At 63.6% G+C, this 16,294-nt stretch carries 6 protein-coding genes; 4 read left to right on the forward strand and 2 right to left on the reverse strand.

The window, feature by feature from the left end; translation table 11 throughout:
* The first annotated feature begins 1 nt into the window (after nucleotide 1).
* A complete protein-coding gene (locus tag DYI37_RS03950) occupies nucleotides 2-12,316 on the forward strand; it encodes an Eco57I restriction-modification methylase domain-containing protein (protein WP_158555076.1) in 12,315 nt (4,104 codons plus the stop codon).
* On the opposite strand, the gene DYI37_RS03955 is transcribed toward DYI37_RS03950, so the two are convergent.
* Nucleotides 12,308-12,511 (reverse strand): hypothetical protein, encoded by a 204-nt coding sequence (locus DYI37_RS03955; RefSeq protein WP_116681925.1) that lies wholly within the window; start codon nucleotides 12,509-12,511, stop codon nucleotides 12,308-12,310. The two genes, DYI37_RS03950 and DYI37_RS03955, sit on opposite strands and share 9 nt — an antisense overlap.
* 55 nt (nucleotides 12,512-12,566) lie before the next feature.
* Here DYI37_RS03955 and DYI37_RS03960 point away from each other — a divergent pair, with 55 nt between their 5' ends.
* From DYI37_RS03960 to DYI37_RS03970, 3 genes are all read left to right on the forward strand, one after another.
* Entirely contained in the window at nucleotides 12,567-13,286 is a 720-nt protein-coding gene (locus DYI37_RS03960) for a peptidoglycan-binding protein (RefSeq protein ID WP_116681926.1), read from the forward strand.
* A gap of 69 nt (nucleotides 13,287-13,355) precedes the next feature.
* Nucleotides 13,356-13,808, forward strand: coding sequence for a hypothetical protein (locus DYI37_RS03965; RefSeq protein WP_116681927.1), 453 nt, complete (start codon nucleotides 13,356-13,358; stop codon nucleotides 13,806-13,808).
* A 54-nt stretch (nucleotides 13,809-13,862) separates the two neighbouring features.
* Nucleotides 13,863-14,150 (forward strand): hypothetical protein, encoded by a 288-nt coding sequence (locus DYI37_RS03970; RefSeq protein WP_116681928.1) that lies wholly within the window; start codon nucleotides 13,863-13,865, stop codon nucleotides 14,148-14,150.
* 1,004 nt (nucleotides 14,151-15,154) lie between these two features.
* Here the strand turns inward: DYI37_RS03970 and DYI37_RS03975 are convergent.
* Nucleotides 15,155-16,285 (reverse strand): AAA family ATPase, encoded by a 1,131-nt coding sequence (locus DYI37_RS03975; RefSeq protein WP_116681929.1) that lies wholly within the window; start codon nucleotides 16,283-16,285, stop codon nucleotides 15,155-15,157.
* Nucleotides 16,286-16,294 lie beyond the last annotated feature (9 nt).

Genomic DNA, 16,294 nt, shown 5'->3' on the forward strand with positions numbered 1-16,294 from the left:
CATGGGAGCCTTCGACGACCTGATCCCGAACGCCCGTCCTTCTTCCTCCTCGCCGAAGTCTGCGGCAGGCGGTGCGTTCTCTGATCTGATCCCGGCATCCAAGCCTGCATCCGAGCCCGAAGGTGAAGAACAGGGCTGGGGCTCATGGCTCTACGACGGTGCTTCGACGCTCGGCAATTCCGTCGTCACCGGCCTGACGGCGGGCGCCTATCGCGTTCCAGAACTGGCCGGAAACATCGTCGAGGGCGCGGGCCGACTGATCGAAGGCGGGGGCGATGCGCTCGAACGTCGCTTCCCGACCGGCCTCACCGAAGAAGAGATCGCAGCCGATACGCCGCTGAAGAAGGCGACCGATGCCGTCGGCGGCTGGCTCCGGGACTTCTCGCCGAAGGGCGACACCGGCCAGATGACCATGGACGAGCTGTGGGAGGCGCCGCTCAAGCGCGCCGTTCCCTTCGCCATCGAACAGGGCCTCGCGTCTCTCCCCGATATGGCGGCGGCCATCATCAATCTGCCCGCCTATGTGATGGGGCGCACGAACGAGATCGGTGAAGCCCGCGCGACGAACGACGAGCGCAAGCCCGAGGACGTCACGTTCGGCGATCTCGTGACTGCGATGCCGGCGGCGGTCGCCTCCGCCCTGTTCGAGCGGATCGGCGCGAAAGGGGTGTTCGGCCTTGACGATGCGGTCGGCGGGATTGCGTCCCGCGCCGCGAAGGCCGGCACAAAAGAAGCCGTGACAGAAGCCGGTCAGGAAGGCATCGAATATACCGGCGAGACGGCCGGCACGAAGACGCCTATGTCCCTTGCCGAGGCCGGCAAGCGGATGGCGACCGGTGCTGTCGCGGGCGGTATCTTCGGCGGCGTGGTCGGCGGTGGTGTCGCTGCTGGCGAGCGCATCGCCGGCAAGTCCCCGTCGCAATCCGGGTTCGACGATCTCCTCCCCGACGGCGCGGCACCGGCCGAATCCATTCTCGATCCGGTTGAGGACGAGATCTCGGCGCCGGCTCCCGAGCCGACGGTCGTTCCCGTTCCCGTCGATCGCGAGCGGCTGGATAGCCCGCGTCTGACGGCTGACGATCGCGCCTCGCCGATCTCGAACGATCTGATCGACGACGGCAAGGCGATCCTCGATGGGCGCACCCCCGGCGAACCCGGCCGGTTGCCTCCCGTCACGAACGACAATCAGTCCTTCGACTCCCGCTTCGAACGCGCACTCGATCGAGAGGTCGCGACCGACGTGCAGGCCGCGGCGAAACGCGAGACCGCGTTCAATGCCGATTTCGACCAGGCGTTCGGCCGCGAGCTTGCGGCCGATCAGTCGTTCGATAGCGAGATCCAAGATGCCACGATCGGCGGGCCCGCAACACCGTCGCCAGTTGAGATCCTTGGCAACGACGATCTTGGTGAATTTTCAAGCCTTCTGATTGATGCGCCGCGCACGAACGACGGCAGTGCGATCATCTCTCTAACCCCCGACGAAATATCCCGGCTTCGCTCCTATGGTGTGACCGTTAGTGGAGAGTCCGGCTCAGTCACAATTCCGTATCGCGACACCGAAGAGATTCTTGCGCAGAGAGATGCAGTCGTTAGCGGAAAGCCTTATCGCCCCGCCGAACCCATCCTGCCCGCTGAAGCCCTGTCGACTGGACTGACGCCGAAGGGCGACGGCTCGCGCAAAGCGCCGCTTGAGATCACCGCCCCGCAGGATATCGACACCGTCGCGCCGCGCATCGCGGACCCGACGCCGGCACAGGCCGAGGCGGGCAATTACGCGAAGGGGCATGTCCGCTGGAAGGGCATGGACATCGCGATCGAGACGCCGAAGGGCGGCACTCGTCGCGGCGTCGGGCGCGATGGCTCCGCATGGGAAGTCACCATGCCGGCCCATTACGGGGATTTCAAAGGCACGAAGGGTGCCGATGGAGACCCGGTCGACGTCTATGTCGGCGAGGATCCGTCATCCGATCGTGTGTTCGTGGTCGACCAGAAGGACGCCGACACTGGCAAGTTCGACGAGGTCAAGGTTTTCGTCGGCGTCACCAGCGAGCAGGACGTGGCGCAGATCTATGAGGGCGCGTTCTCGGATGGTCGCGCGCTCGATCGCGTGCAGGCAGTCACCGAAACCACGGTCGACGGGCTGAAGAATTGGCTGAAAAGCGGGAAGACCGGCAAGGCGTTCGCGGCCGCGCCGGCACGTCAGCCCTCGCTTCCGAAGAAGCCTGTCACGACGATGCTGAAGCAGGCTGGCGGGATCGATCCGACTTCGCCACTCGCCGGCAACCTGCGCGCCATGGGCATCAACTCGCGAACCGCGCCCGGCCTGTTCCGCAAGGGCGGACGCGGCGCGGCCGACAATTTCGTCTGGGCCGAGAACCCGTTGTTCCATGATGGTCCCGACGACGGCAACGGATACGTCCGCGAGGAAGCGATCATCGAGGGCCTTCGGCGCGAGATGGCCGGCGATCCTCTCCGCACGCCCGACGAGATTGCAGCGGTGCAGCCAGAGGAGCAGGCATTCGGTGCCGAGCAGGAGTTCGAGCCGAAGGCCGAAAGAAACCGTTCGCCCGTTGTCGCGGATTCCGCTACAGAAATAGCACGGTTGATCGACGTCTACGGATTTCCCACCGATCCGGAATTCTTCGATCTTGCGATGTCTTTCGTCGATCGTGGAGCGAACCACGAAGACGCGGTGATCGCAGCGTCAGAACGCCTTCTCGATACGGAGCTTACTCCTGATGAAGCCCAATACGTCGACGCCAGCATCGGCATCCCATTCTTCGGAAACGACGCCCCGGGCGACGGGCGACTCCCGTGGGAAGCTGACACCGAAGCAATGGGGTCAGGCGAGCCGCGCGTTGAAGACGCTCGCCCAGCAGCACCCGCAGAGGGCGGAAGCCTTGGAGCGGGCGAGGAAAGCGGCGGCGGCGAGCGCCAGGCTGGCAGCCGATCGCCGGATGAGGAAGTCGGAGCCGACGGCAAACCTCAGCTCGTAATCCCCGGCGCGGAGAAAGTCCGCGACCAAGACCTTCTCCAGCGCCGCGCGAGCGAGGGGAAACGGTCAACGAAGCCGCAGGCCGACATGGACATCGGCATGTTCGGCTCGTCGAAAGATCAGACCGATTTGGTCGATTTGGCGCGCGCGACCAAACCTGAAACCAAAACAGACGCCCAGCCGGAAACACCGACGGTCCCCGAGGCAACCGAAACCGAAAAACCGGCCGATCCGGCAACTGGTGCAGAAATTGCACCAGTTCGTGCAGAAGAAGTGCAGACCGACCCCGAGCCGGAAGCTGCCCAGCCCAAGCCCGCGAAGGCAGATGCCGCGCCTGCCGATAGCGCCTCGAAATCCTTCGTCACAGACGAAGAGACTGGTATGGTTCGCGAGTGGCTGAAGACGCTCGAGGAATTCTACGACGATCCCACCTGGGGCCGTTCTATCAAGAGGACCGCGCAGAAGATCGAACGCCTGTTGGGAAGCGCCTATGACGGCGACTCGTCCTACATCGACCGTGTTCTTGATCGTCGAAATCCGTTCGACATCAACCGCTACGGCACCGACGGATCAAAGGCTTTCAACACGACCGAAGCCATTTCGGATGAGGCCTATGATCTTTTCGATGCTCTCGTCAAGCGTATCGAAAAGGGTGAGAAGAACCCGCCGCAGACAGAGGGAGCCCGCACAGATGAACGAAACGAAATGGCGGGCAATCGCCAAGACGCACCTGAGGGACAATCTGCCGAAGCTGCACGCCCAACTGGCCGAGAAGGGCCGAGTGGCGATCTGGCTGGATCAGAAGGTGGCCGAAGCGCGCCGAGCGATGGACGAGGCCCGGTCGCAGGGGATGAGGGAGGACGAAGCGAAGGAGTTCGCGATGGAGATCCTTCTCCCGACACCGGAGCCGACACCGGACGAGAAGCCGGAACACCAACTGTTCGCGACGGCGATCGGCGGACAGATCGCGATACCGGACGAGGACGAGGACGAAGCGACTTCCGCATAACCGAGCCTGACGAGATCGGCGCGGGCGGTCAGAAGACCAAGTTCGACAACAACCTCGAAGCTATCCATATTCTCGAAGACCTCCAGGGCATGACGCCGACCGAAGCCGAGAAGCGCCTTCTGGCGCGCTATGTCGGCTGGGGCGGCATCCCGCAGGCCTTCAAGCGTCCAGACGGCACCTATGCCGAAGGATGGGAGAGCCGAGCGAAGAAGCTCGAAAAGGCGCTCTCCAAGGAAGAGCTTGCGGCAGCGCGGCGCTCTACCCAGGACGCGCACTACACCAGCCCGCAGGTCGTGGCCGGTGTTTGGAAGGCGATGGAGCGGTTCGGCTTCAAGAACGGCCGCGTCCTCGAACCGTCCGTCGGCGTCGGCAACTTCCTCGGGCTTCGCCCGGCCGACGTGAAGGCGCGGTTCACCGGCGTCGAGTACGACAACATTACCGCCGCCATTGCCAAGGCGCTCTACGGCGCCTCCGACATTCATCATCAGGGCTTCCAGGATTTCACCGCGCCCGACGGCTATTTCGATGCCGTGATCGGCAATCCGCCCTTCGGCTCCCAGAAGCTGTTCGACCCGAAGCGGCCGCATCTGAACAACTTCTCCATCCACAATATGTTCTTCGCCAAGTCGGTCGACCTCCTGCGTCAGGACGGTGTCCTCGGCATGGTGGTCTCCAACTCGTTCCTCGACGCGGTCGTGAAGGACAAGGCGCGGAACTACATCGCGTCGAAGACGGAGTTTCTCGGCGCGATCCGCCTGCCGAACAACGCCTTCTCGAAGAACGCCGGCACCGACGTCACGACCGACATCATCTTCCTGCGCAAGCTGAAGGACGGCGAAGCCCCGACCGGCCAGACATGGACCGGGACGCAGTATGTCACCGATCCGAACGGCGGCGAGGACATTCCCCTCAACGAGTATTTCGTCCGCAACCCCGACATGATGCTCGGCGACTTCGGCAGCTACGGCACGATGTACCGGGCCGGCGCAACCGCGCTGGTCGCCCGCGAGGGGCAGGATCTCACGGCCGATCTGAATGCGGCGATCGCCAAGCTCCCGCGCGACGTCATGGGCGACTGGACGAACCAGATCGTCGAGCGATCGAATGCCGCCCAGGTCGATAAGACCGTGAAGGTCGGATCGATGTTCCTCGACGGCGATGGCAACGTCATGGTGCGCGGCGAGGACTTCGGCACGAAGCAGAACGCGGAGCCTTCCGGACTGACCGGCAAGGGTCTCGATCGAGCCAAGGGCATGATCGAGGTTCGCGACGTGCTGACCGAACTCCGTGCGCTCCAGCTCGACCCGAACGCCACCGATCGCCAGATCGATGCCGCGCGTCAGGACCTCAACACCGCCTACGATGCGTTCGTGAAGGCGAATGGGCCGATCTCGACGGATGCGAACCGCCGCATCTTCGGCGAGGACCCGACCTGGCCCCAGCTCGCCGCGCTCGAGGATCGGTTCGACAAGGGCATCTCGGCGGCGATCGCCAAGAAGACCGGGGAGACGCCCCGCGCGCCGAGCGCGGAGAAGGCCGCGATCTTCACCAAGCGGACGCAGTCGCCTTACAAGGCTCCGACCAAGGCCGCGAACGCAAAGGACGCTCTCACCGCATCCCTGTCCGTCGCCGGCCGTGTCGATCTCGACATGATGTCCCGCATGACGGACCGCTCGGAAACGTCGCTGTTCGACGAGCTTTCCGGCCTGCTGTTCAAGACGCCGTCAGGCGATATCGTCACCCGCGAGGAATACCTGTCGGGCAACGTGAAGGCGAAGCTCGCCCAGGCCCGCGAGGCGGCGAAGACGAACCGCGACATGGCGGGCAACGTCGAGGCCCTCGAAGCCGTCCAGCCGGCGGATATCGAAGCCGCGGACATCGACGTGAAGCCGGGCGCCCATTGGGTGCCGCCGCAATACATGGCTGATTTCATCGACCACATCACCGGCGCGGGCGGCGGCAAGGCGTCGTATTCGCCCGTCACCGGCCAGTGGAACGTCACGCTCGGCCAAGTGAAGGACTCGGCGAACGTCGAGTATGCGACCGACCGGGCCGACATCGGCGCGACGATCCGTGCGGCGCTCGAGCAGCGCGGCGTCCAGATCTACGACGTGATGGCGGACAAGAGCCGCATCCTCAACCAGGCAGCGTCCGAAGCCGCGACGGAGAAGTCCAAGAAGATCGCCGACGAATGGCGGCGCTGGGTGTGGACCGACGACGCTCGCCGGCGCGACATGGCCGCGATCTACAACGAGCGGTTCAACACGACGATCGCCCGCGAATACGACGGCTCGCACCTGACGTTCCCCGGCAAGGTCGGCGACGACATCGTCGAGCTTCGCCCTTCGCAGAAAAACGCGGTCTGGCGGATCGTGCAGGGCGGAACGACCCTCCTCGATCACGTCGTCGGCGCCGGCAAGACCTTCACGATGGTTGCCGGCGCGATGGAGCTTCGCCGCACCGGCTTCGCGCGCAAGCCCATGCTCGTCGTCCCGAACCATCTCGTCGGCCAGTGGGCCGAGGATTTCGTGAAGCTCTATCCGGGCGCACGGATCCTGGCCGCGACGAAGAAGGACTTCGAGAAGCAGAACCGTAAGCGCCTCTTCGCGCGCATTTCGACCGGCGATTGGGACGCAGTGATCGTCGCCCATTCTTCATTCGGCAAGGTGGAGCTCGACCATGATTTCCAGAAGGAGATCCTCGACGAGCAACTGACCGACATCGAGGACGCGATCGTCGAGATGAAACGCGCCTCCAAGGAAGGGGCCGGCGACGATCGCACGGTGAAGCAGGCCGAGAAGCAGCGCGAGAGCCTGAAAGAGCGGTTGAAGCGTCTCGCCGAAAGCGGCGCGAAGGACGACAATCTGACGTTCGGCGAACTTGGCGTCGATGCCCTGTTTGTGGACGAGGCGCACGAGTTCAAGAACCTCGCTTTCGTGACGAAGCAGCGCGGCGTGATGGGGCTCGGCAACCCGACCGGCTCCCAGAAGGCCATGGATATGTTCATGAAGACGCAGTTCATCCTGCGTCGGAACGGCCAGCGTAACGTGGTCCACGCGACCGGCACGCCGATCTCGAACACCATGGCCGAGATGTATACCGTCGGCCGCTACCTCGACTATGACGACATGCGCTCGCGCGGCGTGATCCACTTCGACGCCTGGGCGCGCCAGTTCGGCGAAGTCGTCCAGGATTGGGAGATCAGCCCGTCCGGCAAATACAAGCTGACCTCGCGGTTCGCGAAGTTCGTGAACATGCCCGAGCTGATGCAGCGTTACCTGACGTTCGCGGACGTCATCAACCGCGACGACATCAACCGGCAGCTCGCGAAGCTCGGCAAAAAGCTTCCGATCCCGAAGATCAAGGGCGGGAAGCCGCAGAACATCATCGTCCCGCGCAGCGACGACCAGGCGGCTTATATCGGCATCCCGCTCAAGGATGCGGACGGGAACGAGACGGAGAACTATCTGGAAGGCTCGCTCGTCTGGCGTTCGGAGAACATGCCGAAGCGTCCCGAGAAGGGCGCGGACAACATGCTCAAGATCATGGGCGATGCGCGCAAGGCCGCGCTCGACATGCGCTTGATCGATCCCGACTACGGCGACAATCCGAAGTCGAAGATCAACAATGCGGCCGACCGCATCCGTGCCCTCTACGACCAGTGGAACGCCGATCGCGGCACACAGCTCGTGTTCATCGACCTTTCGACGCCGAAGGCCGCAAAGGGCCGTGAGGCCGCGCGCATCCGGGATCTGATCGACGCCGCCGAAGGCAAGGATGCGGACAAGGCCGAGGCGGCACAGGCTGAACTCGACAAGCTCTCGCCGGACGAGATCGACGCCCTGTCCGGCGACTTCTCCGTCTATGACGATCTCAAGGCCAAGCTGATCCGGCGCGGCATTCCGGAAGCGGAAATCGCGTTCATCCACGACGCGAACACGGAGCTTCAGAAGGACGAGCTTTTCGGTAAGGTCCGTTCGGGCCGCATCCGTGTGCTGTTCGGTTCGACCCAGAAGATGGGCGCCGGCATGAACGTCCAGAACCGCCTGGTCGGCCTTCACCACATGGACGCGCCGTGGCGTCCGTCCGATCTGGAGCAGCGCGAAGGCCGGATCATCCGGCAGGGCAACGAGCTCTATGCCGCCGATCCGGACGGCTTCGAGATCGAGATCAACCGCTATGCCACCGAACGGACGCTCGACGCCCGCATGTGGCAGACGATCGAGGCCAAGGCCCGGTTCATCGAACAGGTCCGCAAAGGCGCGGGCGGTCGCGAGATCGAGGACGTCGGCGGCGAAGCGGCTAACGCGGCCGAGATGAAGGCCGCCGCATCCGGCAATCCCGACATTCTCGCTGAAATGAGCCTGCGCAAGACTCTTCGCACGCTGGAAAACCAGCGCCGCGAGCATATGCGCGAGATCACACGGACCGCCGACACGCTCGACATGATGAGGCGCCAGCTCGCCCGCGCGAAGCGAGAGGCGCCGCTTTATCGTCAGGACGCCAAGATCAAGACGGACGAGTTCCGTGCGACGATCGGCAAGACGTCCTTCGACAAGACGAACGAGGCGGCCGAGGCGCTCGGCAACCTGGTCAAGAAGAAGACCGAAGCCGGCGCGACGAAGGGTGAGATCGGCACGCTCTATGGCGTCAAGCTCCGGTTCGACGTCGCCGATAACGGCATCCCGTTCGTCTCCGTCGAGACTGCCGTTCCGCATGAAGCACCGTTCTCTGCCGAGGACTCGGCGATCGGCGTCATCATGAAGCTGCGCAACAGGATCCGCGCATCCGAAGAGAACGCCATCGCGAGCGAGCGCCTGGCGACGGAGAAGGCCGAGGACATCGCGAAGCTCGAAGCGCGCGGCGTCACGCAATGGCCGAAGGAGAAGGAGTTCGAGGAGACCCGCGAGAAGCACAACGCGCTCATCGCAAAACTGAGGCCGAAGGCGAAGCCGGCGCCGAAAGCGGAAACGGATGGCGCACAGTTCACCGCGTTCGAAGGATGGAGCTCCATCGACGCCGCTGCCGAGCCGCGGTTGTCGGAAGACGAACAGCAGGCGATCCTCGAAATCGTCCGCCAGGTCTCCGGCCTGTCGATGGCGAAGTTCTACGAACGGATCGACGTTCCGATCAACAACCCAGGGCTCAAGGCCTGGGGACGAGCCGGCAGGGATGGAGAGACCGTTGCCGTCGGCGGATTCTACCAGCCCGTGGGAGACATGATCGGGATCGCTCTCAACAACCCCGGCGACGGTCGCAGCACGGCGTATCATGAAAGCTTCCATCGCCTTCAGAGATTGTTCCTGAGCGATCAGGAGAAGGCACTTCTGGCGAACGAGACCGAGACGCTTCGCGCGATCGTCGCGAAAACGCCCGGACGCGAGGCGCAGGCCTTGCGAATGAGCCAGATCGAGGTCGAGGCAGAGGCCTTTGCGATCTATGCCGACCGCATGGATGCCGGCGGGCCAGCGCCGATCCGGATCAAGGGACGCATTCGGACGGCCTGGGATCGCATCCTCAAGGCGGTGAAGCGCACCCGAAACTATCTGCGCGGTCTCGGATATCAGACGTTCGAGGACGTGTTCGACACGGCGCGTTCCGGCAAAATGAAGGATCGAGACGCCCGCATGGCGTCCGGCTCCGACGCCTTTTCGGAAATGGGCGGCGCACAGTTCGACATCGCTCCCGATCTCGCAGGGCGCGATCTGGAACCGCAGCGCCGAACGCAATCCTTCCTCGCCAAAGGCCAGCCGATCGACCGCGCCATCGCGGCCCCGTTCCAGTATCTCCCCGGGGGCCTCACCAAGGATCGCCGACTTGCGATGGGCGAGAAGGCGTTCAGTGCGCTCGAATACGCGATCACCAAGTGGCGGCCGCACCCCGAAGGCCGGTTCGCCTGGATGGACGGCGCGCTTGAGACGGCCCGCGCCGGCCTGATCGATCGCTACGGGCTCGATCCCGCCTATGTCGAGCGGGACCGCGATCGGGCGCAGGACGAGCGCCGCGTGATGATGCAGGGCACCGAAGTCCTCAAGTCCCTCTCCGAACAGAAGGTCGGTATCGAGGAGGCGAAAGTCCTTCAGGCGATCTTGAGCGGCGAGCCGGTGAACGACGCCGCGATGGAGAAGCTCGCCGAGCCGATCCGCGTGGCGATCGACGATCTCGGGCAGGAGGCGGTCAACCTTGGGCTCCTGTCCGCCGAGAGCTTCGAGCGCAATCGCGGCGCCTATCTGCACCGCGTCTATCTCAAGCACGAGAGCGAACAGAACGGCCTTGCCCGCATGGCCTCGAAGATCATGGGGAACAACCGGAAGAAGATCATCGGCGACCAGTTCAAGGGACGCGGCATGTTCTTCGAGGTCCCGCTCGAGAAGCTGGTGAAGAGCGATCCCGAATGGTCCGAGGCCCGGCGCGGCGTTCCGCAGAAGGGCGAGAAGGTTCGCATCCTCGACCGCGTGCAGGACGACATGATGGGCGGCAAGGGCAAGACGCTCGAGCGCGCCTACTGGCCGGCCGATCGCAAGATCCCCGAGACGTTCGCGGGCTTCCAGGATCGCGGAACTTGGGAGGTTCGGGGCCGGCAGAACGGCCGGTTCGTCCTCTGGCGCGACTATACGAAGGCCGAGCGCGGCAAGATGGGCGAGATCCTCGACGCCCGCTACACCATCGGCAAGACGTACATGATGATGGCGCACGACCTGGCAACCGGCCGGTTCTATCAGGACATCGCCAAGAACGAGGAATGGGCGAGGATCGACGAGCCCGCCGGCAAGTGGAAGAACGCGGGCGACGTGAGCCGCCTCGCGATCGACACCGAACTCCAGTGGGTCCGCGTCCCCGATACCGCAATCCCCAACTCCGGCGGAAAGCGCCGGTGGGGCGCGCTGTCGGGCATGTTCGTGCGTGCCGAAATCTGGCGCGACCTCAACGAGATCGACGTCATGAACCGGCCGGGCACGTGGCGGATGCTCCTGACACAGTGGAAGCTGAACAAGACGGCCCGCTCGCCGGTCGTTCACATGAACAACGTGATGTCCAACCTGATGTTCATGGACTTCGGCGACGTCCGCTTTCAGGATCTCGCGTCCGGCATCCGGTCCTATGCGAAGGGGGACAGGAACTTCCGCGAGGCCATGGAGAACGGCGCGTTCGGCGGCGACATGATGAGCCAGGAAATCCGGACGACGATCCTTCAGCCGATCCTCGACGACCTGGTGAAGCAGCAGCAGGGCGGCGCGGAGAACTCGTTCCTCGCCCGGGCTGGCCTCCTCGGCAAGCTGGCCGATCGTGTCGCGACCGCGCTCAAGACGGCCGATCGCAAGATGATCGACGCCTACCGGATCGAGGACGAGGTTTTCCGCATGGCGACGTACATGCGCCGGCGCGAGCTGGGCGACAGCCCGAAGGCGGCGGCGGATCACGCCCGTCAGCAGTTCCTCGACTACGACATCCGGGCGCCGTGGGTGAACGCGGCCCGCAACACGGTCCTGCCGTTCATCTCCTACAGCTACCGGGCGACCCCTCTCGTCGCCAAGGCCATCGCCACCCGGCCGTGGAAGCTCGCGAAGTATTTCGCCATCGCCTACGCGGTGAACGCGCTCGCCTACGCCTGGGACGGCGAGGACGAGGAGGAGAAGGAGCGCGCAAGCCTGCGCGAACAGGAACAAGGCTGGACGTGGCTGGGCGTGCCGAGAATGCTTCGGATGCCGTATCGCGACGAACACGGCAATCCGGTCTTCCTCGACATTCGCCGATGGATACCGTCGGGCGACGTCTTCGACACGAACCAAGGCTCGAGCGCTCTACCGATCCCGGCTCCGCTCCAGTTCGGTGGTCCGGTCCAGATGGCCTTTGAAATGGCCTTCAACAAACAGGCTTTCACCGGCGAGGAAATCGCCAATCGGGATACCGACACAGGCGCCGAAATCGCGACGAAGCACGGCGAATACCTATGGAAGGCGTGGATGCCGTCGGCGGCATGGGTGCCCGGCTCTTGGTATTGGGAGAAGCTCGGCAACGCCGCGCGAGGCGCGACGGATGCGCAGGGCCGGCCCTACGGTGTCGGCGAAGCGCTTGCCTCGTCCGTCGGCATCAAGCTGAAACCGCAGGACGTCGAGGCCGGTCTCGCCTGGCGCGCCTACGACCTTCGAAAGATCCAGGATGAACTGCGGACCGAAGCCCGCAGACTGGCCCGCCAGAGAGAGCGGAACATGATCAGTCAGAGCGCCTTCGACGCCGCGATGGCGAACATCATGGAAAAGCTCGACCGGCTGGGCGAGCGCGGCGAAGAGCTCGGCCGGGTCTCACAGTAGCAGAACAGCGGATCCGGCAATCAGGCCGATCCATGCACCCGAATCCGCCGGCACATGCCGGCGGACCCATGGCGATGCGTACCAGAGCCAGAAATGGACGCGGTGCCCCGCCACGAGGCCGAAGAGAAGGACGACGGCCGCCATCGCGGCGATCGTCGCGTGGTCCAACTCCAAGCCCAACAGCAGTCTGAACATTCCGCACCCGCTCGGCATCCCGCCGCAGCGGGTTTTTTGCGTGAGGGAGCATAGCATGTCCTTTGAAGAGTGGCTGCAAAGCAGACTGACCGCGCACGGCTTCCCGTGCGGCGCGATCGACGGCGTCATCGGTCCGGTGACGATCGCCGCCCTGAAGGCGTTTGAGCGCTCTCGCGGCTTCCCTGTCGACGGCACGGCAGACGAGCGCGTCGTCGCGGCGCTGCGCCTCACGGCGAGCGCGCTGCCGGCGGGCGTCATTCGCCCGGCTGATCTGCCCGAAGCCGAAATTCAGAAGATCAAGCTCGTCCCGCAGACCTGGCCGCGGCAGGCGGATGTGCCGGCGTTCTTCGGCGCCATAGGAACGCGCCAGACGCTCATCGAAATCCCCTTCGACATGGTTCTCGCCTACGATCGCGGCGTGCGGGCTCGGCGCATGTCGCTTCACGAGAAGGTCGCGCCGTCCGCGCTGCGCGTCCTCGAGCGCGTGGCGCAGCTCTACAGCGCGAAGGAGCGCGCCGAGCTCGGGCTCAATCTCTTCGCCGGCTCCTTGAACGTCCGCCGGATGCGAGGCGGCTCGGCCTACTCGATGCATTCGTGGGGCATCGCGATCGACTTCGACAACGCGCGCAATCCGCTCAACGCCGGGCGGCCCGAGGCGCGACTGTCGCACGCTGACGCGCTGCCCTTCTGGCAGGCGTGGGAGGCCGAAGGCTGGCTCTCGCTCGGCCGCGCCCGGAACTTCGACTGGATGCACGTCCAGGCGGCTCGGCTCTAGCCATCAGGCTATGGCGCGTCTTTCGCCATGGCCGTCCCTCCTCACCAACGAAGCATAAGGAAACCGACCATGCGCTTTCTCGCATCCATGATGGCGATCGCCATCCTCCCTGTCGTCGCCGCGCTGCCTGTCCATGCGGCGGAGATCGACTTCACGCCGCTCGTGCAGGGCACGATCGATCTCATCGCACCGGCCATCGCATCGCTGTTTCTCGGCATCATTCTCTACGGCGTTGCCGTCCTGAAGAAGAAGACCGGGATCGATCTCGCCATCATGCAGCAGGGCGACAACCTGATGCTCTACGAGGGCATCCGGCGCGGCATCGAAACGCTGGGGGACAAGGCGGTGGACCGCATCCAGCCCCATCTCTCCATCACCGTCGACAGCGTCGAAGTCGCGGCCGTCGCGAACCGGATGATCCAGAAGTCCCCGGACCTTCTGAAACGGATGGGGCTGACCGAAACCGCTCTCAAGGAACTCGTCGCCGAGCGTCTGCGCGCGCGGCTTCCGCTCACCGCCTGAAGAGGCCAGGATCGGCGCTCCATTCGGGGCGTCGATCGATGATGGAGACACGATATGAACCAGACCATGGAGACCGTGCGCGCCTGGTTCGCGCCGGGGATCCTGATCGTTTTCCTCGTTCAGGCCGCATCGAGCTTGACGTGGGTGAACGGCATCGACGGCCGATCGAAGATGAACGAGCGGGACATCGCCCGGTCGGACGCTAGGATCAGCACGCTGGAAAAGGTGGGGGGCGAATCCTCGTCGCGTATGGCGGTGATGGAATCGCAGCTGAAGAACGTGGTCGGTCTTCTCGAGAGGATCGACGCGAGGATGGAGGCGCGCTCTGAAAGCCGTCCCTGATCCCGATCTCGCAACTGTCCAATTCAAGAAGCGGACCGTAACTTCAACCGATGTCCGACTTTCCTCCTAGCGCCTACCGAAATCGGTCTATCTTGGACAGATGAAGTGGGTTCGGACAAACCTGTGGAAAAGCTCTCAGGCCTTTGATCGCCTTTAGAGAGCTAGCCGCAACGGTCGCAGGACATGGGCTGATCCCGTTTCGTTCCAATTGGCTTTGTCAAGCCTTTTTGGTGTCAACCCCTTTACGTTTAAACGAAAGAAACGTAGGAAAGACCTACGCACTTAGATGCGCATAAAAAAAGGCCTCGCCGAAGCGAGGCCAAGTTGGCACTTATTCGGTTATGTTGATCCCGCTAGGAACGGGGCCAACGACGGCAATGTGAGACCACATGTTCCCACTTGCCGAACCGGAGCCGCCAGTAGTCTATTACAGACACCGGGCGGTAGATTGGACATGCAACGCGCATAGCCATCTCCTTCTTGCGAAGGCTGGATGAGCCTAGCCACTCCTTCGACAGATCACCCGCCGAAGCTTCTGTATTCCTCAAATTCGAGGATGACGGAGAGCTGCGTGGAGCGGCGCCGATGGCATATCCAAGTATTCGTGTACCTGAGTGTTAATGCTTCGGCAAGCCCTGAATACCAGAGTGGCTCAAAATCGGCCAAAGAAGGCCGTGAGCGCGCGGCAGTGCGTTTAAACGAAGAGTGACGGTTTTCGCGCGTTCTCGCTGTTACAAGCCGTTCTGTGCGGCTTGGCAGGCTTAGGGATCACGCCTCATTAACGATTTTCAACTTGGAACATTTATCCAACACATACCGTGTCACAGTGTACGTGACGGAGTTTTCAAGCTGACAACCTACTCACGATTGTACGAGTTCTATCATTCTCGATGAGCCGGCAATGTTATTCGAATACGGGGACATTCCCTGACGAAGTTCGGTATCCGCTTCAATCGAAGTTTACCGAGCAACCGGTTTTACGCGTGCCGGCATCATTTGGCTCTTTATGCCGGAGCCTCTTCCAAGACGTCACGAACCGCGATGTCCATCGTTTCAATGCTCATATCGCCGGACACGCGGCGAAGATGCAGCTTGTAGACGTTTCGGGCGATTGACCGCTCGTATTCGCCGAGCTTGCCGAAATCCTCGAACCCCTCGAAGCGCGCGGCAATCTCATCCTGGTCGGCGGCGCTCCGAAGAACGGTGTTGAACTGATGAAGGATCGAAGCCCCGCCGCCGGGAGGAGGTGACGGCGGGGCTCCGTGGGCCGGATCTTCTCGCAAGGGGCGGGAAAACCCGTCACCGGACGCGGCGCCTTGGGAGGAGGTCGCGCCGTTCGTCCGATTGGTTACGCGGCCGGGAGCCGCATTGTCGTTGCTGTTGTCGCCGCGCGCCCACTTGGCGAGCTCGACGCCGAGCCCTTCGCTGATCTGCCAGCCTTCCTTGATGATGGGCTGGATCGGCTCGGGGATCTTGGTCGCTTCGGCCGAGAGGTCGGGTTTGCCCTTGGCGTTCGGGGGGAGAACGAGAAGCGTCGTCATCTCGTATTCGAGACGGTCGGCGGCGATCGGTTGCCAGCCGGCGGAGACGGGCTCGTTCACAACGCGGTCGCCCTTCTGGACCTTCACCATCTTGAGCTTGTCCTTCGCGCGGAAGCACATGATGATGTGGGCGTTGATCTGGAGAAGCCGGTTCACGAACTTGTTGTGACGCCGCTTCGGCTCGATCCAGGCGGTGAACTTCACCTTCTCGCGCTTGCCGAAATCGTTGCCCGCCATTTTCATCAGCGCGGCCTCGTGCATTTCGAGGATGCCGCCTTCGCCCTCGTGCTCGTGGCTCATGGAGTCGATCACGATGCTCTTCGCGCCGGCTTTCACAGCCGCCTCGATGGCTTCGCAATAGGCCTCGGGCGTGAACGGGGCGTGCATCTCGCCGTGCTGGAAGCGAAACTTGCCGGCATACATGGCGGCGCGGCGGTTCTCGGTGTCGATGACGAAGATCTCGCCGCCTTCGACTTCCTGGATACCGGTCGCGATCTTGAGCGCCGAGAAGGTCTTTCCGCTTCCGGAGGGGCCGGCCAAGCCGATCATGAGCTTTTCGCCCTGGCGGACGGCGGGCCTGTAGGTGATTCCCATGGGTGTGCT

This window comes from Fulvimarina endophytica, from assembly GCF_003403015.1.
GTDB classification, from domain to species: domain Bacteria; phylum Pseudomonadota; class Alphaproteobacteria; order Rhizobiales; family Rhizobiaceae; genus Fulvimarina; species Fulvimarina endophytica.

Bases quoted from the DNA above. Each gene is read 5' to 3' on its own strand.
- DYI37_RS03975 (WP_116681929.1), bottom strand. From the start codon at position 16,285: ATGGGAATCACCTACAGGCCCGCCGTCCGCCAGGGCGAAAAGCTCATG.
- DYI37_RS03955 (WP_116681925.1), bottom strand. From the start codon at position 12,511: ATGTTCAGACTGCTGTTGGGCTTGGAGTTGGACCACGCGACGATCGCC.
- DYI37_RS03970 (WP_116681928.1), top strand. From the start codon at position 13,863: ATGAACCAGACCATGGAGACCGTGCGCGCCTGGTTCGCGCCGGGGATC.
- DYI37_RS03950 (WP_158555076.1), top strand. From the start codon at position 2: ATGGGAGCCTTCGACGACCTGATCCCGAACGCCCGTCCTTCTTCCTCC.
- DYI37_RS03960 (WP_116681926.1), top strand. From the start codon at position 12,567: ATGTCCTTTGAAGAGTGGCTGCAAAGCAGACTGACCGCGCACGGCTTC.
- DYI37_RS03965 (WP_116681927.1), top strand. From the start codon at position 13,356: ATGCGCTTTCTCGCATCCATGATGGCGATCGCCATCCTCCCTGTCGTC.